The organism is Pseudomonas sp. NFACC56-3 (genome assembly GCF_900100025.1).
Lineage (GTDB): Bacteria > Pseudomonadota > Gammaproteobacteria > Pseudomonadales > Pseudomonadaceae > Aquipseudomonas > Aquipseudomonas fluorescens_AA.
In genome coordinates, this window is record NZ_FMTK01000002.1 from 104,213 (window position 1) to 127,298 (window position 23,086).

Annotated in this window: 20 protein-coding genes; 14 read left to right on the top strand and 6 right to left on the bottom strand. The window is 63.2% G+C overall.

The annotated features are described in order from the left end of the window. The first annotated feature begins 65 nt into the window (after positions 1 to 65). A complete protein-coding gene (locus tag BLO80_RS03505; RefSeq protein ID WP_092197171.1) occupies positions 66 to 572 on the top strand; it encodes a sigma-70 family RNA polymerase sigma factor in 507 nt (168 codons plus the stop codon). Then, entirely contained in the window at positions 569 to 1,321 is a 753-nt protein-coding gene (locus tag BLO80_RS03510) for an anti-sigma factor family protein (RefSeq protein ID WP_092326826.1), read from the top strand. The genes BLO80_RS03505 and BLO80_RS03510 overlap by 4 nt, the downstream gene beginning before the upstream one ends. Before the next feature lie 134 nt (positions 1,322 to 1,455). On the opposite strand, the gene BLO80_RS03515 is transcribed toward BLO80_RS03510, so the two are convergent. Further along, the gene (locus BLO80_RS03515; RefSeq protein WP_092326828.1) at positions 1,456 to 2,292 is read right to left on the bottom strand and encodes an IclR family transcriptional regulator; all 837 of its coding nucleotides are present in this window, start codon (positions 2,290 to 2,292) and stop codon (positions 1,456 to 1,458) included. 245 nt (positions 2,293 to 2,537) lie between these two features. Here BLO80_RS03515 and BLO80_RS03520 point away from each other — a divergent pair, with 245 nt between their 5' ends. The 8 genes from BLO80_RS03520 (at position 2,538) to BLO80_RS03555 (ending at position 10,961) form a co-directional block, all read left to right on the top strand. Next, a complete protein-coding gene (locus BLO80_RS03520; protein WP_092326829.1) occupies positions 2,538 to 3,563 on the top strand; it encodes an ABC transporter ATP-binding protein in 1,026 nt (341 codons plus the stop codon). Next, the gene (locus tag BLO80_RS03525; protein WP_092326831.1) at positions 3,560 to 4,429 is read left to right on the top strand and encodes an ABC transporter permease; all 870 of its coding nucleotides are present in this window, start codon (positions 3,560 to 3,562) and stop codon (positions 4,427 to 4,429) included. Before BLO80_RS03520 ends, BLO80_RS03525 begins: the two co-directional genes overlap by 4 nt. Positions 4,430 to 4,435: 6 nt before the next feature. Next, positions 4,436 to 5,230, top strand: a complete 795-nt coding sequence (locus tag BLO80_RS03530) for an ABC transporter permease (RefSeq protein WP_072405341.1) — start codon at positions 4,436 to 4,438, stop codon at positions 5,228 to 5,230. A gap of 7 nt (positions 5,231 to 5,237) precedes the next feature. Beyond that, positions 5,238 to 5,528, top strand: coding sequence for a (2Fe-2S)-binding protein (locus BLO80_RS03535; protein WP_092326832.1), 291 nt, complete (start codon positions 5,238 to 5,240; stop codon positions 5,526 to 5,528). A 301-nt stretch (positions 5,529 to 5,829) separates the two neighbouring features. Continuing rightward, entirely contained in the window at positions 5,830 to 7,185 is a 1,356-nt protein-coding gene (locus tag BLO80_RS03540) for an FAD/NAD(P)-dependent oxidoreductase (RefSeq protein WP_092326834.1), read from the top strand. After that, positions 7,182 to 8,297, top strand: coding sequence for an NAD(P)/FAD-dependent oxidoreductase (locus tag BLO80_RS03545; RefSeq protein ID WP_092326835.1), 1,116 nt, complete (start codon positions 7,182 to 7,184; stop codon positions 8,295 to 8,297). The genes BLO80_RS03540 and BLO80_RS03545 overlap by 4 nt, the downstream gene beginning before the upstream one ends. A gap of 18 nt (positions 8,298 to 8,315) precedes the next feature. Continuing rightward, positions 8,316 to 9,377, top strand: a complete 1,062-nt coding sequence (locus BLO80_RS03550) for an ABC transporter substrate-binding protein (protein ID WP_072405345.1) — start codon at positions 8,316 to 8,318, stop codon at positions 9,375 to 9,377. Positions 9,378 to 9,608: 231 nt separating this feature from the next. Then, on the top strand, positions 9,609 to 10,961 hold the full coding sequence (locus tag BLO80_RS03555; protein ID WP_092326837.1) for a leucine-rich repeat-containing protein kinase family protein: 1,353 nt from the start codon (positions 9,609 to 9,611) through the stop codon (positions 10,959 to 10,961). A gap of 3 nt (positions 10,962 to 10,964) precedes the next feature. Here the strand turns inward: BLO80_RS03555 and BLO80_RS03560 are convergent, their stop codons facing one another. Further along, a complete protein-coding gene (locus BLO80_RS03560) occupies positions 10,965 to 11,669 on the bottom strand; it encodes a YebC/PmpR family DNA-binding transcriptional regulator (RefSeq protein WP_003183149.1) in 705 nt (234 codons plus the stop codon). Positions 11,670 to 11,887: 218 nt separating this feature from the next. On the opposite strand from BLO80_RS03560, the gene BLO80_RS03565 reads away from it, so the two are divergent. Both BLO80_RS03565 and BLO80_RS03570 read left to right on the top strand, forming a co-directional pair. Further along, positions 11,888 to 13,294, top strand: a complete 1,407-nt coding sequence (locus tag BLO80_RS03565; RefSeq protein ID WP_092326838.1) for a type VI secretion system Vgr family protein — start codon at positions 11,888 to 11,890, stop codon at positions 13,292 to 13,294. A gap of 123 nt (positions 13,295 to 13,417) precedes the next feature. Beyond that, a complete protein-coding gene (locus BLO80_RS03570) occupies positions 13,418 to 13,966 on the top strand; it encodes a cytochrome b (protein WP_092326840.1) in 549 nt (182 codons plus the stop codon). A 7-nt stretch (positions 13,967 to 13,973) separates the two neighbouring features. Here the strand turns inward: BLO80_RS03570 and BLO80_RS03575 are convergent, their stop codons facing one another. Both BLO80_RS03575 and BLO80_RS03580 read right to left on the bottom strand, forming a co-directional pair. Further along, on the bottom strand, positions 13,974 to 14,882 hold the full coding sequence (locus tag BLO80_RS03575; protein WP_092326841.1) for a 1-aminocyclopropane-1-carboxylate deaminase/D-cysteine desulfhydrase: 909 nt from the start codon (positions 14,880 to 14,882) through the stop codon (positions 13,974 to 13,976). Between the two features lie 184 nt (positions 14,883 to 15,066). Further along, positions 15,067 to 17,106, bottom strand: a complete 2,040-nt coding sequence (locus BLO80_RS03580; RefSeq protein WP_092326843.1) for an oxidoreductase — start codon at positions 17,104 to 17,106, stop codon at positions 15,067 to 15,069. A 342-nt stretch (positions 17,107 to 17,448) separates the two neighbouring features. On the opposite strand from BLO80_RS03580, the gene BLO80_RS03585 reads away from it, so the two are divergent. Next, positions 17,449 to 18,579, top strand: a complete 1,131-nt coding sequence (locus BLO80_RS03585; protein ID WP_092326845.1) for a carbon-nitrogen hydrolase family protein — start codon at positions 17,449 to 17,451, stop codon at positions 18,577 to 18,579. A gap of 2 nt (positions 18,580 to 18,581) precedes the next feature. Then, entirely contained in the window at positions 18,582 to 19,619 is a 1,038-nt protein-coding gene (locus BLO80_RS03590; RefSeq protein ID WP_092326846.1) for an AraC family transcriptional regulator, read from the top strand. A 279-nt stretch (positions 19,620 to 19,898) separates the two neighbouring features. Here BLO80_RS03590 and BLO80_RS03595 read toward each other — a convergent pair whose 3' ends face one another. Next, a complete protein-coding gene (locus BLO80_RS03595; RefSeq protein WP_092326848.1) occupies positions 19,899 to 20,783 on the bottom strand; it encodes a DUF2242 domain-containing protein in 885 nt (294 codons plus the stop codon). 341 nt (positions 20,784 to 21,124) lie between these two features. Further along, a complete protein-coding gene (locus BLO80_RS03600; RefSeq protein ID WP_092326849.1) occupies positions 21,125 to 22,996 on the bottom strand; it encodes a SurA N-terminal domain-containing protein in 1,872 nt (623 codons plus the stop codon). Positions 22,997 to 23,086 lie beyond the last annotated feature (90 nt).

The following is a 23,086-nucleotide window of genomic DNA, read 5'->3' on the forward strand; positions in this document are numbered from 1 at the left end:
ATAATCTCGTTCGCGGATCGTCTTTCCAGTCCCGGCGCAGTGACTGCCTACAGAAACCACCTTCCATGAATGCACTCGACGAACAGTTGCGCGAACTCATCCCCAGGCTACGGCGCTTTGCCGTGTCGCTGACGCGCAACCCGAGCAACGCCGACGACTTGGTGCAAATGTGCCTGGAACGGGCGTTGTCCAAATGGCACGACAAGCGCCCGGACGGCGATCTGCGGGCCTGGCTGTTTTCGATCCTGTATCGGCAGTTTCTCGACGGCCATCGCCGCTCCCGCCGGTACGCGCGGATGCTGGAGTTTTTCACCGGCCGCGACGATGCCCACCCTTCGGCCGAACGCAGCGTGATCGCCCAGTCGTCTTTGCAGGCCTTCGATCAGCTCACCACGGAACAGCGTGCGCTGTTGTTGTGGGTGTCGGTGGAAGGCTTGAGTTACCAGCAAGTCGCCGACATCCTCGGCGTGCCGACCGGCACGGTGATGTCCCGCCTGTCCCGCGCCCGCCAGGCCCTGCGCCAACTCAGCGATGGCGAAATCACCCGCCCCACCCTGCGGATACTCAAATGATCAGCATGCCCCCCAGCGACAGCGACCTGCACGCCTACGTCGATCGCCAACTGAGCGAGGCCGACCGGCGTCTGGTCGAGACCTACCTGGCCAACCAGCCCGACGTCGCCGCCCGCGTCCAGGCCTGGCAACAGGACGCGCAGCACCTGCGCACGGCCCTGAGCGGAACCTTGCAACAACCGCCCAACCCGGACCTCGACCCGGCCATGATTCGCCAGCGTCTGAAACACCGCGCCCATCGCCACCTGGCCAGCGCGGCGGTGTTGTTGCTGGCGGTCAGCGTGGGTGGCTTCGGTGGCTGGCAGGCGCGGCAAATGACCCTGCTCGGCGCCGCAGCGCCCATGGCCGATGCCCTCCAGGCGTACCGGTTGATTGCCCAGCAGGGCATCCTTCCAGCCGATTACCAGACCGGCGACGAGCAGCACATGCAAGATTGGCTCGACCGCTACTTCACCCAGGCCGACCGGCTGCCCGACCTGTCCAGCGCCGGCTTCAAACCGGTCAGCGGGCGTTTGCTCAGCACCGAGCAAGGCGCGGCGGCGATGGTGGTCTATCAGGACCCCAGCGGTCAGAAAATCAGTTTCTACGTGCGCCCGCCCGGCCCGAAAAACTTCCTGCTGCCCCGGGGCAGTCGCCGCGACGGCGAGTTGCAAGCCGAGTACTGGTCCGGGCCGGGCTACAACTACGCGATGGTCATACCGAGTGACACGCCGACGGTGCAAAGACTTAAGCAGACATTGGACTTCTGATCCGCGCAGATCCCTGTGGGAGCGAGCTTGCTCGCGATAGCGGTGTGTCAGTCAACATCATTGCTAACTGAACGACCGCCATCGCGAGCAAGCTCGCTCCCACAAGGGGATCAGCGGTGGTCTTGAGGCAGTGTTCACCCCTGCCCAAACACCTGCGAAGGCCTGCGCAGCAACGGGTCGAACGGGTTGATCCGCGGCCCGATCAGGGCCGCCTCGCGCTTGAGCATGTCCACCACCGTCGGCAGCCGATCGGGCCCCAACCGGTCGCTCACGGTTGCCACGCTCAAGGCGGCCACGGCCCGGCCATCACGGTCCAGGATCGGCACGGCCACCCCGGCCATGCCTTGCAATACGCCGGTGTTGCGCCCGGCGTAGCCCAGCGCGCGCACGTTCTCCACTTCCGAACGCAGGAAGACTTCGTCGTACAGATGGAAATCCTTGAGCCGTGGCAGGTTGTATTGAATCACCGTGTCGCGCTCCTCTTGCGGCAGGAACGCCAGGATCGCCAGGCTGCCCTGCCCCACGCCCAACGCCACGCGGCCTCCGATGTCACCGGTGAACGTGCGGATCGGAAACGGCCCCTCGCTGCGGTCCAGGCAGATGGCATCGAAACCACTGCGGGCGAGCAGAAACAGCGAGTCCCCCAAGGATGCCGACAACCGCAGCATGGCCGGGCGCACCAGGTCGCGCAGGTTGCCGGTATTGCCGGCACGGGCCGCCAGGGCGAAGAACTCCAGGCTCAGGCGATAGCGTTTGCTGCGGACATCCTGCTCGACCATGCCCTCGTCCATCAGGCTGCGCAGCAAGCGATGCGTGGTGGGCTGGGACAGGCCGATGCGCTGGGCCAATTGCGTCACTCGCTCACCGCCTTCGGCGGTGTCACCCAAGCTGCGCAACACGGCAAACAGCCTGGAGACCGCTCCGACACCCACTTCGCTCTTGTCAGTATTCCGATCAGTGGAATAAACCATGTAATTTCTCGTTATTAAATTTACTCACTGAATGAAACCAAAAATAGTGTTCATCTCAGTGAAATAGTCCATTGAGCCCATCCTATTCTTCGTCCTACTCTTCGTCCAGACAGGGGCGATTCGAACAACAGCGGCAGCCGACTCAAAGTCGAGCGCCAACGCACCCCAGCAGCACCCTTTCGTATCTGCCCATAAAAAAGCGCGCCCTTGCGGCGACGCATAACAATCCCAGGTGGAGCGCAGCGATGGCTTTTGTGCAACTTGAAGGACTTGGCAAACGCTACGGCGACATCGACGCCGTGGTCGCCACCAACCTGTCGGTGGAAAAAGGCGAGTTTGTCTCGCTACTGGGGCCTTCCGGCTGCGGCAAGACCACGACCCTGCAAATGATTGCCGGCTTCGTCGAAGTCAGCAGCGGGCGCATCCTGCTGGACGGTCGCGACATTACCCACGCCAAGCCCGCCAGCCGTGGTCTGGGGGTGGTGTTCCAGAGCTACGCGCTGTTCCCCCACATGACCGTCAGGGACAACGTCGCCTTCGGTCTGCGCATGCGCAAAGTGGCCAACGCCGAACTGCAACAACGGGTGGACCGGGTGTTGAAACTGGTCCGCCTGGACCGCCACGCCGACCGCTACCCACGAGAACTCTCGGGCGGTCAGCGCCAACGCGTGGCACTGGCCCGGGCTTTGGTGATCGAACCGCCGGTGCTGTTGCTCGACGAGCCGCTGTCCAACCTCGACGCCAACTTGCGCGAAGAGATGCAATACGAAATTCGCCGCATCCAGCGCGAAGTCGGAATCACCACACTGATGGTGACCCACGACCAGTCCGAAGCCCTGTCGATCAGTGACCGGGTCGTGGTGATGCAGGCCGGGCGCATCACCCAGATCGACGCGCCGTACACCCTTTACGAGCACCCGCGCACCGAGTTCATTTCCAGCTTCGTCGGCAAAGCCAACCTGCTGCCCGGCATGCGGGACAGTGCGGGCGTCGTTCAAGCCTGCGGCCAGGCCGATGGCGAGCTGACCCTGAGCCTGCGCCCGGAAAAAATCGACCTGTGCGAAGCCGGTTCAGGGCGACTGCAAGGCACCCTCGTCAGCCGTTTCTTCCTGGGCAGCCAATGGCTGTACGGCGTGTCCACCGGCCTGGGTGAACTCTGCGTGGTGCGCCGCAACGACGGCTCGGCGCCCTTGGCCGAAGGCACGGCGGTGGGCCTGGACTGGGATCCGGCACTGCTGCGGGTGCTGAGCGTGGACGAGGTACCGGCATGAAGCTGATCGATGCGATGCGCCGTGGTCGGCAAGGCTACCTGATGTCCGCGCCGGCCCTGGCCTTGTACCTGGGCTTGCTGGTGATTCCCTTGGGCTTGACCGTGGTCCTGTCGTTCAATGTCTTCGACTACAGTTCGGGCATCGACGGCGACGCCTACACCCTCGCGCACTACACCAGCCTGCTGGGTGATCCGTACTTCTACGAGATCTTTTTGCGCACATTCTGGATCAGCGCCCTGACCACTGTTTTGTGCGTGCTGATCGGCGTGCCCGAGGCGTACATCCTCAGCCGCATGGGCGCGCCGTGGCGCTCGATTTTCCTGATCCTGATTCTCACGCCGCTGCTGATTTCGGTGGTGGTGCGGGCCTTCGGCTGGAGCCTGTTGCTCGGCGCCGACGGCCTGGTCAACCAGGCCCTGCAAGCCTTCGGCGGTGCGCCGGTGAAGCTGCTCTATACACCGTTCGCCGTGGTTATCGCCCTGGTCCACGTGATGTTGCCGTTCATGATCATTCCAGTCTGGACCTCGTTGCAGAAACTCGACCCGGCCGCCGAACAGGCCGCGCTGTCCCTGGGGGCGAGCCAGTTCACGGTGATCCGCAAAGTAGTGCTGCCGCAAATCATGCCCGGCGTGCTGTCCGGCACCCTCATTGTGTTCGGCCTCGCCGCCAGCTCCTTCGCGATTCCCGGCCTGCTCGGCGGACGGCGCTTGAAGATGGTCGCCACGTTGATCTACGACCAGTACCTGTCGGAGCTGAACTGGCCGATGGGCGCGGCCATCGCCGTCGCGCTGCTGCTGCTCAACCTGCTGATCATGCTGTCGTGGAACCGGATGATCGAAGGCCGCTACAAGAAGTCATTGGGATAATTCGTCATGTCCAGAAACGGTCCTTTCGCGCTGCTGTTCCACGCCTTGGTGGTGGTCTTCATGCTCGCGCCGCTGGTGGTGGTCTGCCTCGTCGCCTTCACCCCGGAAAACACCCTGAGCCTGCCGACCACCGAGTTTTCCCTGCGCTGGTTTCGCGCGGTGTTCGAGCGCGCGGATTTTGTCGACGCGTTCTACAACAGCCTGGTCCTGGCATTCTGCGCGGCCTCCCTGGCGACGTTGATTGCGGTGCCGGCGGCCCTGGCGATCACCCGGCTCGAGTTCCCGGGCCGGGATTTCTTCAACGGCCTGTTCCTGTCGCCGATCATCATTCCGCACTTGGTGCTGGGGGTCGCCTTGCTGCGCCTGTTTGCGCTGATGGGCGTGAACGGCAGTTTCGCCTGGTTGATCTTCGCCCATGTGCTGGTGATCACGCCGTATGTGCTGCGCCTGGTGCTGGCCTCGGCCATCGGCCTGGACCGCAGCGCCGAACAGGCTGCGCAATCGTTGGGGGCCGGGCGCTTCACGCTGTTCCGGCAAATCACCTTGCCAATGATCCTGCCGGGGGTGGCCGGGGGCTGGCTGCTGGCGTTCATCAACAGTTTCGATGAAGTCACGCTGTCGATCTTCGTCACCTCGCCGGCCACGCAAACCTTGCCGGTGCGCATGTACGTGTACGCCACCGAATCCATCGATCCGATGATGGCGGCGGTGTCGGCGCTGGTCATCGGGCTCACCGCGCTGACCATGATTCTGCTCGACCGGGTCTATGGCCTGGATCGGGTCCTGGTAGGCAAACAATGAGGGTGTCATGGCACTGCTGAAACGACTGGCCGAAGGCGACCGCCCGGCCCTGGACTTCATCCTCGACGGCCAGCGCGCCACCGGGCTGCTGGGGGACACGCTGCTGACCGCCGTGCTGACCTGCAGCGAACACCTGCGCGGCAGTGACTTCAGCGCCGAGCCCCGGGCCGGCTTCTGCCTGATGGGCGCCTGCCAGGACTGCTGGGTGCGCCTGGGCGACGGCCGCCGCGTCCGCGCCTGCTCGACCCTACTGGAAGCCGGGCAGCACATCAACCGCGAACCGGGGCGCCAGGTATGAACATTGTCGACAGGCATGGCCTCATCGCGAGCAAGCTCGCTCCCACAGGGGATTTGCGGCGTGCACAAGATAAAGCATCACCCCAAATCAAATGTGGGAGCGGGCTTGCTCGCGAAAGCGGTCTATCTGCCGAAACCGTCGTTGGATGTGCCGCCGTCATCGCGAGCAAGCCCGCTCCCACAGGGGGACCGTGGCGTGCACAAAACCAGACGCCACAACCGATCTATTGTGGGAGCGAGCTTGCTCGCGATGACGGCTCCGACAACCCCACAAATCCCCCGGCCCTGCCCGTGAGGTGGCGATGAAACCGATCGCCATCATCGGCGCCGGCCCGGCCGGTATCCGCGCCGCGCAGACCCTGGTCGCCCATGGCCTGTACCCGGTCCTGCTGGACGAAGCCGCTCGCGGTGGCGGACAGATCTATCGGCGCCAACCGGCCAATTTCAAGCGCTCGCCTGGCAAGCTCTATGGCTTCGAAGCGCACAAGGCCAACGCCATCCACCAGACGCTCGACGCATTGCGCGAACAACTCGATTACCGCCCCGACACCTTGGTGTGGAACGCCGAGGCCGGCCTGCTCGATACCCTGCATGAAGGCCGCGCCGACCGCCTCGAGTACGCCAGCGTGATCGTCGCAACCGGCGCCACCGACCGGATCCTGCCCGTGCCGGGGTGGACCCTGCCCGGGGTCTACAGCCTGGGCGCGGCGCAGATTGCCCTGAAGTTCCAGGGCTGCGCCATCGGCGAACGGGTCGTGTTCGCTGGCAGCGGTCCCTTGTTGTATCTGGTGGCCTATCAATACGCCCAGGCCGGCGCCAATGTGGTCGCCGTGCTCGACAGTTCGCCCTTCAGCGCCCAAGTCCGCGCCCTGCCCGGCCTGCTGGCCCAACCGGCCACCCTCGCCAAGGGCCTCTACTACCGCGCCTGGCTGGCCGCCCGTGGCATCGCCGTGCATCAAGGCGCAAACCTGACGCGTCTCGACGGAGAACGGCGAGTGCAGTCGCTGCAATGGCGCAACGCAAGCGGCGAGCACACCCTCGACTGTGACGCGGTGGCCTTCGCCCATGGCTTGCGCAGCGAAACCCAGCTGGCCGACCTGTTGGGCTGCGCGTTTGCCTGGAATGCCCTCAACCGCACCTGGCTGCCCCAACGGGACCGCGCCGGACGCAGCAGCGTGCCGGGGATTTACCTGGCCGGTGACGGCGCCGGAATCATGGGCGCCGACGCGGCGGAAATGGCCGGTGAACGGGCAGCCCTGGCCTTGCTCGAAGACCTCGGCTACTCGACCGACCCGCAGCGTTGCACGCAACTGGAGGAAGCCCTCGAGCGCATCGGCCGATTCCGGGAAGGCCTGGAGCGCGCCTTTGCCTTTCCTGAACACTGGGCCGCCGACGCTGCCGATCACCTGATGATCTGCCGCTGCGAAGAAGTCAGCGTCGGCGACATCCGCCGGGTGGTGGGCGAAGGCCATTGGGAGATCAACCGGGTCAAGGCCCATTGCCGGGTCGGCATGGGTCGCTGCCAGGGGCGGATGTGCGGCGCCGCTGCCGCGGAAATCATTGCCTGCGAAAGTGGCCGCGCCGTCGCCAGCATCGGCCGCTTGCGGGCCCAGGCACCGATCAAGCCCGTGCCGTTCGGCCTGGAGGTCGAGCCATGATCGAAGTGGATGCAGTGATCATTGGTGGCGGTATCGTCGGCGCCTCGGCCGCGTTGTTCCTGAGCCAGGCCGGACGCCGGGTGGCGTTGCTGGAGCGCGACTTCTGCGGCTCGCATTCCAGCGGCGTGAACTACGGCGGTGTGCGTCGCCAGGGCCGACCGCTGTCGCAACTACCCCTGTCGCAACGGGCCCATGAAATCTGGCGCCAGTTGCCCCAGTTGATCGGGATCGACGGCGAGTACCGGCGCAGCGGTCATCTGAAGCTGGCCCGCAGCGCTGGAGACCTGCAAGCGCTGCACGACTACGCCGTCGCCAGCCAAGGCTTCGGCCTGGATCTGCAACTGCTCGACCGCACGGCCCTGCGCGCGCGTTTTCCGTGGGTCGGCGCCGTCGCGGTGGGGGCGTCTCTGTGCCCAGATGACGGCCATGCCAATCCACGCCTGGTATCCCCCGCCTTCGCCCAGGCCGCTCGCCGGCAGGGTGCGCAAGTTCATGAACAATGCACCGTCAGCACCGTGGCGCACGACGGCCAACGCTTTGTCGTACACACCGCAACGGGCCTGACGTTCCACGCGCCCTGGCTGCTGAACTGCGCCGGAGCCTGGGCCAGCCAGTTCGCCGCGCAATTCGGCGAAGCGGTGCCAATGCACGCCGGGCACCCGGCGATGCTGGTCACCGAACCCTTGCCCCTGGTCATGGACGCCAGCACCGGCGTCGAAGGCGGCGGTATTTACGCCCGCCAGGTCTCGCGCGGCAATTGCGTGCTGGGAGGCGGCCAAGGTTTTGCCCTGGATGCCGCTCGCGCCCGGCCCGGCCAGAACGCCGTGCTGGCAATCCTGCGCCAGGCCGTCGAGCTCTACCCGTTTTTGGAAGGCGCCCAGGCGATTCGTACCTGGAGCGGCACCGAAGGTTACCTGCCCGATCGCCAACCGGTGATCGGGCACAGCAGCACCCAGCCCGGTCTATTGCACGCGTTCGGCTTTGCCGGCGCGGGTTTCCAGATCGGCCCGGCGGTGGGCCAGGCACTCACCGAGATCATCTGCAGCGGGGCTTCGACCACGCCGTTGGATGCGTTTTCCATCACCCGGTTTCACTCCATCTCCGTTGCTTGATAGAGGAAGGTCGCGCCAATGAATAACGTCAAACGCAGTGCACTGTTCGGTTTCTGCTCGCTGGGTTCCGCTTGCCTGGGCGCCCTGCTCCCGGTCACCCAGGCGTTGGCCGAGCCGACGCTTTACCTGGGCATGAACGGCGGCACCATGGAGCGGCTCTACGCCGACAAAGTCTTGCCGGCGTTCGAGAAAGCCAACAATGTCAAGGTGGTCATCGTGCCCGGTACCTCCGCCGACATCCTGGCGAAAGTCCAGGCCAGCAAAGGCAACCCGCAGATGCACGTGATGTTCCTCGATGACGGCATCATGTACCGCGCCATCGCCATGGGGTTGTGCGACAAGCTCGAGGACAGCCCGACCCTGGCGCAGATCCCGGCCAAGGGGCGTATCAAGGATCAGGCCGTGGCCGTCAGCCTCGGGGTGACGGGGCTGGCCTACAACACCCGGCTGTTCAAGGAAAAAGGCTGGAACACGCCCACTTCATGGATGGACTTGGCCGATCCGCGCTTCAAGGACAAAGTGGTGTTCCAGTCGATGGCCTCGTCCACCTTCGGCCTGCACGGCTTTTTGATGTTCAACCGGATCCAGGGCGGCAGCGAAACCGACGTCGAGCCAGGTTTCAAGGCGTGGCCGAACACGGTGGGGCGCAACGTGCTGGAGTACATCCCGAGTTCGGCAAAAATATCCGAAATGCTACAGACCGACGAAGCCGCGCTGTTCCCGTTGACACCGACCCAGGTGACCGCGCTGAAACTCAAGGGCATGCCCGTCGAATATGCCCAGCCGAAGGAAGGCGCCGTGGTCCTCAACGTCGCCGAATGCACCATCGCGCAAAACACCCAACCGGAACTGGCGCAAAAGCTCGCCGCTTTCCTGCTGACCCCGCAAGCCCAGGCCATTGCCCTGGAAGAAGGCGACCAGATCCCTTCCAACCCCAACACCCCGACCACCGACAAGACCCGTGGCCAGGTGGAGGCGATGAAGCAATACCTGGAAACAGCGATTGCCGTGGATTGGGACCAGGTCAACGAACAACGCCCGGCCTGGAACGCCCGTTGGAACCGCAGCATCGAGCGCTAGCCCGAGTGACTATGGCCAGCGGAGCAGCACTTTTGTGGAAAAACTGCTGTGGGAGCAAGGCTTGCCCGCGATGAAGACGACGCGGTCTCTGAGAAAACGAGGCACCTGCATCGCGGGCAAGCCCTGCTCCCACAGATAAATCCCCTCGCCACAGGGTGTTGTACTGAGCTGATTATTGGTTAACTGTCTGGCTACGGGCGCCAGCCCCCTTGATCGACAGCGAACCCTGCCATGCACACCCTCGCCCAACTACGCGCCGGCCAGCTCTCGGGCATCACCCGGCTGGACCTGGCCTGCGGCTTGACGGAGTTTCCCCGGGAAATCTTCGAGCTGGCCGATTCTCTCGAAATCCTCAACCTCAGCGGCAATCAGTTGGACACGCTGCCCGACGACCTGCATCGGCTGACTCGCCTGCGCGTGCTGTTCTGTTCCGACAACCGCTTCACTGAACTGCCCGAATGCCTGGGCCGTTGCAGCGCGTTGACCATGGTCGGTTTCAAGGCCAACCGCATCACCCGCGTCACGGGCGCCGCGCTGCCACCACGGCTGCGCTGGCTGATCCTGACCGACAACGACGTCAGCCACTTGCCGGACGAGCTGGGCCAACGCCCGCACCTGCAAAAACTGATGCTGGCCGGCAACCGTTTGCAGCAGTTACCGGCGAGCCTGGGCCAGTGTCATCGCCTGGAACTGCTGCGCATCGCCGCCAACCAACTGACCGAACTGCCGCAATGGTTGCTGGAGCTGCCGAGCCTCAGTTGGCTGGCCTACGCCGGCAACCCACTGGAAACCCAGGCCGATGCCGCAGCCTTGAACACCACGACGCCCATCGACTGGTCGCAACTGACGCTGCAACGACCCCTGGGTGAAGGCGCCTCCGGAGTGATTCATCAAGCGCTCTGGCAGGCGCCCGGCCAGGTGGCGCGAAACGTCGCGGTGAAGCTGTACAAAGGCCAGATGACCAGCGACGGCTCCCCCCTGCATGAAATGCATGCCTGCATCACGGCCGGTCGACACCCGAACCTGATTGACGTGTTGGGCCAGGTTGCCGGGCACCCCGAGCAACAGGCTGGGCTGGTCATGGCACTGATCGAGCCCCGCTATCGCAACCTCGCCGGGCTGCCGAGCCTGGCGTCATGCACCCGCGACGTGTATGCCGATGAACTGCGCCTGAGCGCCCCGGTGGCCTTGCACATCGCCCACGGCATCGCCTCGGTGGCGGCGCACCTGCACCGTCAGGGCATCACTCATGGGGATCTGTACGGGCACAATATCCTGTGCAACGACCAGGGCGATTGCCTGCTGGGAGACTTTGGCGCGGCGTCGTTCCACACCACTGCAGACACCGTGCAAACCCGCGCACTGCAACGCATCGAGGTCCGGGCCTTCGGGATCTTGCTGGGGGAATTGCTGGCGCGGATCGAACCGACGCTCAGTGCGCAGGATCTTGCATGGCTGCTGGATTTGGAGGCGCGCTGCTGTCAGCCGGAGGTGCTGGCACGGCCAGGGTTCGATGAAATCGAAGGCTTGCTGCGCGGCCGTGGCGAGGGAGCAAACTCCCTCACCACAGGGCAATGCGGGTAATGCTTAACCCGCCAACCCGACAAACATGTCCTGCACGTCATCATGGTTGTCGAGGCCTTCGAGGAAGGCTTCGACTTCAGCCATCTGCTCGTCGGTCAAGCCGCTGACCGGGTTTTTCGGCTGGTAGCCCAGCTTGGCCGACAACACGGTGAAGCCCTGCTCCGGCAAAGCCTTCTGCACGGCATCGAGGTCGGCAGGATCGGTGAGGAACAACGTCGCCCCATCTTCGCCCGGCTCGAAATCCTGGGCACCGGCCTCGATGGCGGCCATTTCCGGATCGGCGTCCGGGCTGTCCGGCGCGGCTTCGATCATGCCGACATGGTTGAAGTCCCACGCCACCGAGCCCGAGGCGCCCAGTTGGCCCTTGCGGAACGCGACGCGAATTTCAGCGACGGTACGGTTGATGTTATCGGTCACGCATTCAACGATCAGCGGCACCTGGTGCGGCGCGAACCCTTCGTAGGTGACGCGGTGGTATTGCACGGTTTCACCGAGCTGGCCAGAACCTTTCTTGATCGCGCGTTCCAGGGTCTCGCGGGGCATCGAGGCCTTCTTCGCCTGCTCGACCACCAGGCGCAAGTGCGCGTTGGTCGCGGTATCGGCCCCGTTGCGCGCGGCAATGGTGATTTCCTTCACCAGTTTGCCGAAGATCTTGCCCTTGGCGTTGGCAGCCGCTTCTTTGTGTTTAACCTTCCACTGTGCGCCCATTACTCACTCTCTTGTCTGACGCGCCGAGACATCTGCCGGCCGGCGCTGTGGCGCAAGTTTATACGGCCTAAACCGGCTGATCGACCAAAAATTCATGCCGCCGGATCGACATTTTCACAGTGTGTTGTAGGGCTTTTCTGAAATAGCAGCTCGCAAGCACCGTTCCCCCCCGTGGTTTCGTACCCTCTGGGCCTCTGTCCCTGCCAGTAGGAGGCGCGATGCGCAACGACACGGAAAGTCCCTTCAGCCTGACGCTCACGCAAAACGACTTGCAGCTGCAAGTCTTGCGCTTCAATGGCCGCGAAGCCCTCAACCAGCCGTACCGCTTTGACCTCGAACTGATCGGCCTGGCCCCACCGATAAATCCCGACCTGCTATTGGGGCACCCGGCATTCCTGCGCCTGGACGGCGAGTCGGGCATCCATGGGGTTGTCCACAGCGTCAGCCTGAGTGCCTCGGCACCGCAGCGCATCAGCTACCGCTTGACGTTGGTGCCCTACCTGCAGCGATTGGAACAAGGCCCGCGGCGCCGGGTTTTCCATCGGCTCACCGTGGTGCAACTGCTGCAACGCCTGCTGCAAGACAATGCTCTGCCCGCTGACAGTTACCGTTTCGAGCTGCCCCATGGGCAGTATCCGTGTCGCCCATTCTGCATCCAGTACGACGAAAGCGACCTGGCCCTCCTGCAACGGCTGTGTGAGGAAGAAGGCATTCATTACCACTTCGAACACACTCCCCAGGGCCACGTCCTGGTGTTTGCCGAAGACCCGAAGAGTTTCCCCGCGCGCCCCGTCGAGCTGCCCCTGCGCCCGAACGACAACTTGATACCGGCCATCAAGCGCTTGTATTTGCGCCATCACGCGATGGTGCCTGGCGTGCCTGGCGGGTTCCGTGACCGGGCGGTGACCGAAACCGAGGCCCAGGCGGCGAATCACCCCCTCGAGCAGATCGACCATGAGGCCATGCACGGCGACCCGGCCCTGACTCACCGTTACCAGGCCGGACGCCGCCATCTGGAACGGTTGCGCTGTCGGCAACGGGAAATCCATGGCCACAGTGATCAACCGGCCCTGCACAGCGGCGACATCGTGCAGATCTGCGAACACCCGGTTTCCACCTTCAACGATCAATGGCTGATCACCGAGGTCCAGCATCGCGGGCGGCAGTTTTCGATCCTTGAACCGGACCTGCCCAGCACACCGTCGGCCCGTGACTACCGCAACCGCTTCACCGCCATTCCCTGGTCCACCGTGTTCAGGCCGGCCCTCAAGCATCCCAAACCGTGCATTCCCGGGTATCACCTGGCCCACGTGCTCGGCCGCACCGGCCAGCCGGCCCCGTTCGATGAACACGGCCAAGTGAGTGTCAGCCTCTGGGCACCGGACCAGGAAGGCATCACGCTGCCCGTGTCGCGACTGACGCTGGGCGACAGCCCTCCCCTGATGGCCGGCAGCGAAGTGCTGGTGAGCTTTCTCGATGGCGACCCCGACCGACCGGTGCTGTGCCCAGGGGCTGTCGATACCGGCGCAGGACACGCCGCCGCCCCACCGAAACCGTCCCGTGGCAATCACGATGCCGGGCTGCTGTTGGACTGGCTGCTGAACCCGCCAGACTTCACACCCTGATCCTGCCTTTTGGCTTCTTGCCAGCAACCCTGATCTGGTTCATGCAAACCCAGCGAAACGGGCTTACAGTAAAGACACGCCGCGCTAGACGGCGCTCGACCCTGATTGTTGGAGATACCCGCAATGCCCTGGAAAAACTCGGAAAGCCGCTACAGTACCGTCACGGTAACCTTGCATTGGCTGATGCTGGTCCTGCTGGCCGTGGTTTATGCCTGCATTGAGCTGCGGGGGATTTTTCCCAAGGGCAGCGGCGGCCGGACGTTGATCAAAGAAGCGCATTTCATGCTCGGCCTGACGGTGTTCGTGCTGGTCTGGCTGCGCCTGTTCGCCCGCAGCATGGGCAAGGCACCGGCGATTTTCCCGGCATCGCCTGCCTGGCAAACCGTCCTCGCCCGCCTGATGCACTGGGCGCTGTACCTGTTCATGATCGCCATGCCGCTGCTGGGCTGGCTGATCACCAGTTCCGAAGGGCACCAAGTGATGTTCTACGGTTTCGATCTGCCGTTGCTCATCAATCAAGACAAGGCGTTCGCCAAGCAACTGGAGGGCTGGCACGTGCTGGGCGGCACCATCGGCTATTGGTTGATTGGCCTGCATGCCTTGGCGGGGCTGTATCACCACTATGTGGTACGGGACAACACGCTGCTGCGGATGATGCCCAAACGCGGCTGATCGCCCGTCAATCGAACCCTCGGCGGCCTTGCAAACCGCCGGTGTGGACAAAGACCAGGCGCATGCCGGGGGCAAAGCCTCCCGCCTCGACCCGCGCCTTGAGCACCATCAAGGCTTTGCCGGTGTACAACGGCTCCAGTTCGATGGCCGTCGTGGTTTCGATGAAGGCCGTGAGCTCGGCATCGACCCGGGCGAACCCGCCACGGCTGCCGTCGAACAACTCATGACGCGGGCTGGAAAGCCCCGCTTCTCCCACGATGCGCTCGACCTGCCGGGCCACGCCATGGTCCGGGGGCACGGCCAGTACGCCGTAGACCGGGCGCTCGCCCGCTTCGGCCAGCACCAGTCCGGCCAGCGATGTTCCAGTACCGCAAGCCAACCACCAGCCGTGGTAATCCGCCCAGCCCAGCGCCGCCAATTGGTCACGGACACTGGCCACCCACGTCATGCAACCTTGCGCCCCAGGCAATCCCGAACCGCCCTCGGGCACCGGATGCAAATGTGGATAGCGAATCTGCCACGGTTCCCAGAAATCCGCGGCGTGCCGCTCCCGGTATCCGCCATACCCCAACCATTGCAGGTCCATGCCAAACGCTTTCAGGTCGCGCACCGTCGGCGTGTCCTGGGGATGACCGCGCAACAGCCCGGCCGTGGGAAAGCCGAAGCGCTTGCCGGCCGCCGCCAGCGCATGCAAATGGTTGGAATAGGCACCGCCCAGGCTCATGACCCCCTCGGCACCGACCTCATGGGCGGCGCGCAGATGCGGGACCAGTTTGAACCACTTGTTGCCGCTGATCAGCGGATCGATCCGGTCCAGGCGCAACACCGCCACTTCGACCCCGGCACGGGCGAGCCAGTCCAGGTGAAGGGGTTCGAGTCGGGGTTGGGGGTGCCAGTCGAGGGCGGGAAGCAGCATGGCGGCAGATCGGGTGGAAAACGGGCCGGTATCTTAACAGCTGGCGGGGGACTTCAGGTTCACCCCTCCCCACTGTGGAAGCGAGCTTGCTCGCGATAGCGGCAGATCAGCCAACATCCATGCAACTGACTCACCGCAATCGCGAGCAAGCTCGCTCCCACAAGGGTTTTCCTGGGATTGAGCCTTACAACTGCGCCGCCAACCGCGACCCCTGGTTGATCGCTCGCTTGGCATCCAGTTCCGCCGCCACGTCGGCGCCGCCAATGAGGTGAACGGTCTGCCCCGCCGCTTCCAGGCCTTCCTGCAACTCACGTAGCGGATCCTGGCCGGCGCAGATCACGATATTATCCACCGCCAGCACTTGCGGCTCGCCGGTTTCGCCGATGCGAATGTGCAGTCCGTCATCGTCGATCTTCAGGTATTCGACGCTGTTGAGCATCTGCACCTGCTTGTTCTTCAGGCCCGTGCGATGAATCCAGCCGGTGGTCTTGCCCAGGCCGTCACCGACCTTCGAGGTCTTGCGTTGCAGCAGGAACACCTGGCGCGCCGGTGCATGGGGTTCAGCCTTGATCCCGGCCACGCCGCCGCGGGCCTCGAGGTGGGTGTCGATGCCCCACTCCTTCCAGAACGCCTCGCGGTCCTGGCTGGTGGCGACGCCCTGGTGAACCAGGAACTCCGACACGTCGAAGCCAATACCGCCGGCACCGATCACTGCGACGCTGCGGCCCACCGGCTTGCGCTCGAGGATCACGTCCAGGTAGCTCAAGACCTTGGCATGCTCCACCCCGGGAATCGCCGGCACGCGTGGGGCGATGCCGGTGGCGAGGATGATCTCGTCGTAACCGCCCGCCACCAATTGCGCCACATCCACCCGGGTGTCGAGGCACAGCTCGACATGGCTGGTCTGCAATTTGCGCTTGAAGTAGCGCAGGGTTTCGAAGAACTCTTCCTTGCCCGGCACGCGCTTGGCAATGTTGAACTGACCACCGATTTCACTGGCCGAATCGAACAGCGTCACCTGGTGCCCACGTTCGGCCGCCACCGTGGCCGCGGACAACCCGGCGGGGCCGGCACCGACCACGGCGATTTTCTTCACCTGGGTCACCGGCAGGTAGTTCAGCTCGGTTTCATGGCAGGCCCGTGGGTTGACCAGGCAAGTGGTGAGCTTGCCGCCAAAGGTGTGGTCCAGGCACGCCTGGTTGCAGCCGATGCAGGTGTTGATTTCATCGCTGCGACCGGCAGCGGCCTTGTTGACGAACTCCGGATCGGCCAGGAACGGCCGCGCCATGGAGACCATGTCGGCATCGCCTTCGGCCAGGATCTGCTCGGCCACTTCCGGGGTGTTGATGCGGTTGGTGGTGATCAGCGGGATGCTCACCGAACCGCGCAGCTTGGCCGTGACTTTGCTGAACGCCGCTCGCGGAACCTTGGTGGCGATGGTGGGAATTCGTGCTTCGTGCCAACCGATACCGGTGTTGATGATTGTCGCGCCGGCCTGCTCGATGGCCTTGGCCAACTGGACGATTTCGTCCCAGGTGCTGCCGCCGTCCACCAGATCGAGCATCGACAGGCGAAAAATGATGATGAAATTCGGGCCCACCGCTTCGCGCACCCGACGGACGATTTCCACCGGCAGGCGCATGCGGTTTTCATAGCTGCCGCCCCAACGGTCGGTGCGGTGATTGGTGTGGGCCGCCAGGAACTGGTTAATGAAATAACCTTCCGAGCCCATGATCTCGACGCCGTCGTATTCGGCCTTCTGGGCCAGGACCGAACAGGTGACGAAATCGCTGATCTGCTTCTCGATACCCTCCTCGTCCAGTTCCTTGGGCTTGAACGGGTTGATCGGCGCCTGGATCGCGCTCGGTGCCACTTGCTTGGGGCTGTAGGCATAGCGCCCGGCGTGAAGAATCTGCATGCAGATCTTGCCACCGGCCTCGTGCACGGCCCGGGTCACGATCCGGTGCTTGAGCGCCTCTTCTTCCGTGGTCAGCTTGGCCGCGCCGGAATAGACCCCGCCCTCGTCGTTCGGCCCGATCCCACCGGTGACCATCAGGCCCACGCCACCCCGGGCGCGCTCGGCAAAATACGCCGCCATGCGTTCGAAGCCGCCGGGTTTCTCTTCCAGGCCGGTGTGCATCGAGCCCATCAGGGTACGGTTGCGCAACGTGGTGAAACCCAGGTCCAGCGGGGCCAGCAGATGCGGGTAATGGGAGGCGGTCATCGGTAACTCCACAACGGGCGATCACGGAAAAAAGCGCAGGCTCTGCGGCTTGCGTCTGTCATGACCCACAGCGTAGGAGTCCGGATGCGGACGCTCAATGACCGTAACTGACAATTTAATGATCCAAATGCGCAGAGCGCCGATCAGCTGTCGGGGGATCGAAGATCACCCCAAGCACCTCATCAATGCCGTTCAGGTGATTTCCTTGGACGCCTTCTGCATGGGCTTGCCGTGCGTACAAATCAGCGCCCGCCCTTCGCTAATCCCTTGTTTTCCCGTACCCTGCCCCGTAGCTCCTGATGAAAAATCACGAACCTGCACACGGCCGCTGACTGTTCCCCCATGCGCAAATTTCTGTACCTGCTGTTTTCACTGGCCTTGATTGCCGTCCTGGTCACCTACGCACTGTGGACGACCGATCGTCCGGCGGGTCATTACCTGTCAGACCTGCGTATCAACCTGGCGGTCGACCAGGGCACGCCCGCCGACCGCGGCAACCTCCTGGGCATCCAGCCCGAACTGTTCCCCACCGACTACCAGAGCCCCGAGCGCCTGCACCGCAAACTGGCGGCCTACCTGCAGGCGGCTCGCGACCAGGGTTTTCTCAACGCCAAGACCGTGGTGGTCCTGCCCGAGCACATCGGCACCTGGCTGATGATCGGTGGCGAAAAAGACGAGTTGTACCAGGCCACCACCCTGAAGGAAGCCATGCACTGGCTGGCGGTCAGCAATCCGCTGGCGTTTATCCAGGCACTCGTTAGCGCTCAAGGCGATAACCGCCTGGAGGATGCCTACCTGCGCATGAAGGCCGATAACATGGCCCGCGACTATCAAGCGCTGTTCGGCGGACTGGCCAAGGAGTTCGGCATCACCCTGGTGGCCGGCTCCATCGTGCTACCCGAGCCCAGCGTCAGCAACGGCGAACTGAAGATTGGCCGCGGCGCGTTGTACAACAGCAGCCTGGTATTCAGCAGCGATGGCCGGCCGATCGGCCAGCCGCAACGCCAACGACATCCGGTATTCGAACAGCGGGATGTGCTGGGCGCCGACCATCCGGTCTCCCCCCTCGTCATAGACACCCCCGCCGGGCGCCTGGGCGTGCTGATCGGCAGTGACAGCTGGTACCCGCTCCACTACCGGCAGCTCAACGAACAGGGCGCGCAACTGATCGCGGTGCCCGCCTTCGTCATTGGTCGCGGCGCCTGGGACAAGCCCTGGAGCGGGTATAAAGGCCTGTCCACACCGAGCGAAGTGAGCCTCAAGCCCGGTGAAGTGAGCGAGGGGCAAGCCTGGCATCGCCTGACACTGACCGGCCAATTGCCCATTAGCCAGGCCCGGGGCGGTGTCAGCGTATTCCTGCGTGGCCAGTTCTGGGACAGCGGCAGCGCCGGCCAGAGTTTCATCAGCCACAACGGCCAGCACTTCCCCGATGGCGAAGCCCGTGGTGCGCGCCTGCTTAACCTGTGGTTGTGACCATGAAACCTCAGCCGATGCGCCTGGGGGATCTGTCAGTAGGCTTCGTCCACAGCCTGGCTGACGCAATTGCCAGCCATGGGCAAGACCCCAAGCCTTTGCTGGAGCAGTACGGCCTCGATGCCGCGCGCCTGGCCGAGCCCGGCGCACGCCTGTCGATCCCACGCTACATGCGCCTGGGCCACGCCGCGATTCAACAGACCCAGGACCCGGCCCTGGGCCTGCGCATGGGCCAGCTCGGGCGCCTGAGCCAGGCCGGGCTGGCGGGCGTTACCGCTGCCCAGGCGCCAACCGTGCGCGAGGCGGCCCGCTGCATGATCCGCTTCGAGCCGCTGTATGGCTCCAACTATCGCGGCCAATCGAGTTTTCATGAGGATGCCCGCGGCGCCTGGCTACGGTTCTATTCCATCAGCCCGTATAACGCCTACAACCGCTTCGTGGTGGATTCGATCATCGCCGGCTGGCTGGCCCAACTGTCCAGCGTCAGCGGCATCGCGCTGCGGCCCGAACGCATCGACATCGAATTCGAGGAACCGGCGTACCTGGAGGCTTACCGCACGCTCGGTGACTGCCCGATCCAGTTTGGCGCCGAACAGAACCAACTGCGACTGGGCCTGGACAGCCTCGCCCAGCGCAACCCACAGCATTGCCCCAGCACCTGGCACCATATGGTCCAATTGTGTGAACGGGAATTGGAACAATTGACCCGCACTCGCAGCCTGCGTGAGCGCATCATTCAACTGCTGGGACCGTTGCTCAACGGGGGCCGGGAACCCGACCTGGAAGAAGTGGCGGCCCGCCTGAAACTGCCGACCTGGACCCTACGTCGCAAGCTGGCCGAGGAAGGCACACAATTTCGCGCCATCCTCAACGACACCCGCCGCGACCTGGCCATGACCTACATACGCGATACCGAACTGGCGTTCGGCGAAATCGCCTACTTGTTGGGGTTTGCTTCAGCCGAGGCCTTTCAACGAGCCTTCAAGCGCTGGAACGACCAGACGCCTGGGGAATTTCGTCGTAGTCACAGAGGGCGTTGAGCTTCAAGCGCTAGCCTGCTCTCTTACAACTCCGTTGCATCTTCGGCGGGTTCCAGCGGGTCCAGTTCATAGGCCTGGTATTCCAGCAGCTCTTCCTGATAATCGTCCATTACGTGTCCTTCCCCTGTCATTGAATCCAATGCCTGATGGCGCTGGCATCAGCATAAAGCTGCTTTATGAACAAAACATGAAGCAAAGGCTTCATGAATTAAACGTAGCACAGGGTCGGGAAATTACCGCGTGAAGTGTGACAGGGCGTAACACCCTGCCACGGGGACCTCAGGAAGCCGGAAGCGGCTGGATCGGCTCGCTCGGGGCCGGCAATGAACTGGACGGTGGTGGTGGCGGTGTCACGGTTTCCGTCGTCGGCGCAGACTCGAACGACTCAGGCGCAATCGGCGCTGGCTCGCTCGGCGGTGCGACAGGCTCCGACACCGCAGGGGCGGTTTCGACGGGGGCCGGCACAGCCTCCTTTACCGGCGTGGCTGTTGGTGCAGGCGCAGCGGGTTCCGACGCAGGCGCTGCAACTGGAGCCGGAGCAGGCATCAAGGCGGCCGGTTCAGCCTTGGGTTCCGGGACACCCAGCTCAGTTTTTGGCTTATCGGTATTCTCAGCCTTCTCGGCAGCTTTCTTCGCTTCGGGGGGCAGGAACAGCTCCACCAAGGCAAAGAAACGCTCATAGAACTTGGCAGCCGACACGGTTTCGCTGGCGACCTTGACCATCGAATCATCCGAAGAGCCGATCGGCATCGACACCGAACCCAGCACGCCCACACCCAGGCTGGCGGAGTTGTTGGTTTTCTTCAGGGCATAACGGTCCTGCAAGGCGTTGGCGAACATGGTCGCACGGTGTCCGGCACCGCCGTCCTCGGCACAGACCAGGTTGAAACTGATCTCCATGTGGGTCTCGCCGGTCTGCTGGAAACTCTTGTGGCCACTGACGAGCTTCGGATCGCTGCTGGTAATGATGTAGCCCTGGCTGAGCAACGCCCGGCGCCCGGCCTCGCAGGTCACCGTGTCGCTCACTGGATAAGTGCGCGAGAACGTGCCGGAATCATCGAAGTTCTCGTGCTCGTAGATGGCGGTTTTTTTCGACGAGCAACCGGCTGCGGCGGCCAGCACCAATGCAAGCCCGACGGTGCGCATGTGAAATGATTTGAACATTGAACATCCTGAGAAAAACGGTCCGGGGCGTATTGTGCAACAGAACGCGACCTGGCAGCGTGGCTAATCTTGTTTCAATGGGGTTACAAGTTTACTGGCGGTTGTTTGCAGGAAAAAGACGCTAAGCCGGCAGATCGACGAACACGCACTTTTGGGCAACAAGCAGATACAAAAACCCTGGCATTTTGGCCTGATACCGTTCACTTGAGCCTTACCGAAGAAAGGGATATCCCTCACCTGCCCCGAAAAACTCCCAAAAAAAACGGCGCTTCCATTTCTGAAGAAGCGCCGTTTTTTCAAGTGAGCAGCATCACAGCCAGGTTTGGAGAAGCATCAAGCGATTAGAAACGCTTGATATCCGCCTGACTCTCCAACTGCTTACGATAGGCCGCGAAGTCCTGCTGACCCACACGGGACGCAAGGTAGCGACGATATTCCGCTTTCTCTTCGTCAGTCGGTGCCGCGGCTTCGTTCACGCCGTTCAGACGCACGACCACCAGGCTGCCGTCAGGCAAGGTCACGCTGCTGAACGTCGGCTTGTCCTTGGACTCAGGCTTGGGCATGCGGAACAGTGCTTGCAGCACCGCCGGGTCGATGCCTTCCTGGTTGCGGGTGGCCGCCTCGATGGCTTTCCAGCCTTGGCCGTCAACCGGTTTGTCCAGTGCCGTCTTGCCGTCGCGCAGGCTGGCGATCAGCTCGTCGGCGCGGGTCTTGGCCGCTGCGCTGGCGTGTTCTTTGGCCAATTGAGCACGAATGGGTCCGGCCACCTTGTCCAGCGACAGTTGCTCTGGCTTGCGGTGCTCCTTGGCACGCAGTACCACGACGGTTTCCGGGTCCAGCTCGATGGCGGTGCTGTTGGCACCTTCATCCAGCACTTCCGGGCTGAACGCCGCAGTGACCACGGCGCGATTGGCCGCAATCCCTTCACCGCCTTCACGACCGAACGGGGCCGATGTGTGGACGGTCAGCTTCAAGTCCTGAGCCGGCTGCGCCAGGTCGGACGCTTCGAACGAGGCATCCTCCAGTTGCTTGGTCGCCTCCACGAAACGCTGCTCCACCTGCTGAGTCTTCAGCTCGCGGGTCAGTTTGTCCTTGAGACTGGCGAAGGTCGGCACTTCGGGCGCTTCGACACCCAGCAGCTTGATCAGGTGCAGACCGAAATCGGTGCGGACCGGTGCCGAGACCTGGTCCTTGCTCAAGGCGTACAAGGCCTTTTCGAATTCCGGATCGTAGACGCCTGGGCCGGCATAGCCGAGATCGCCGCCGTTGTTCGCCGACCCCGGATCCTGGGAAAATTCCTTCGCCAGGGCTTCAAACGATTCGCCTTTGGCCAGGCGAGCCTGGATCTCTTCGATCTTCGCCTTGGCCTGAGCTTCGGTCACCTTGTCGTTCACTTCGATCAGGATGTGCGCAGCGCGACGCTGTTCAGACAGGTTGGCGATTTCTTTCTGATAGGCCGCTTGCAGGTCTTCGTCCTTGACGCTGACCTGATCGAAGAAAGAGGCTTTCTTCAGCTCGAGGTAATCGATGACCACCTGGTCAGGCGTCATGAATTCCTTGGCGTGTTGGTCGTAGTAAGCCTTGACCTCATCATCGGTCAGCTTCACCGACGCCGGATCGGCCTTGATGTTCAAGGTGGCGAAATCACGGGTCTGCTTTTCCAGGCGGGCGAAGGCCAACACTTGGGCATCGGTGACAAAACCGCTGCCCGCCAGGCCGGCGCGCAACTGACCGATCAGCATTTCCTGGGCCAGCATCTGGCGGAATTGCATACGGCTGTAACCCAACTGGCGGATCACCTGATCGAAACGCTCGGGGCTGAACTTGCCATCGACCTGGAACTCAGGCGTTTGCAGGATGACTTGATCGAGCGCAGCTTCCGAGAAAGCGAATTTCGCATCGTGTGCGCCTTGCAGCAACAACTTGCGGTCGATCAGGCCCTTGAGCGCCGAATCGCGCAGCATTTTTTCGTCCAGCAGGGAGGCATCGAAATCCTTGCCCAGCTGTTGCATGAGCTGACGACGTTGCATGTCGACCGCCTGGCTCAGCTCGTTCTGGCTGATAGTTTCGCCGTTGACCTTGGCCGCGTCGTTACTGTTGGTAGTGGCTTTGAAAATGGCATCGAAACCGGTCAACGCCATCAATGCGACGATGACCCCGATGATGGTCTTGGCAATCCAGCCTTGTGAATTGTCCCTGATATTCTGCAGCATGCGTCCCCCAGAAACGGTTGAACTTCAAATTTAGGCAACCGTGGAGCGTGGGTAGAATCCGGATAGAAGAAAGGCGCATCCGAGGATGCG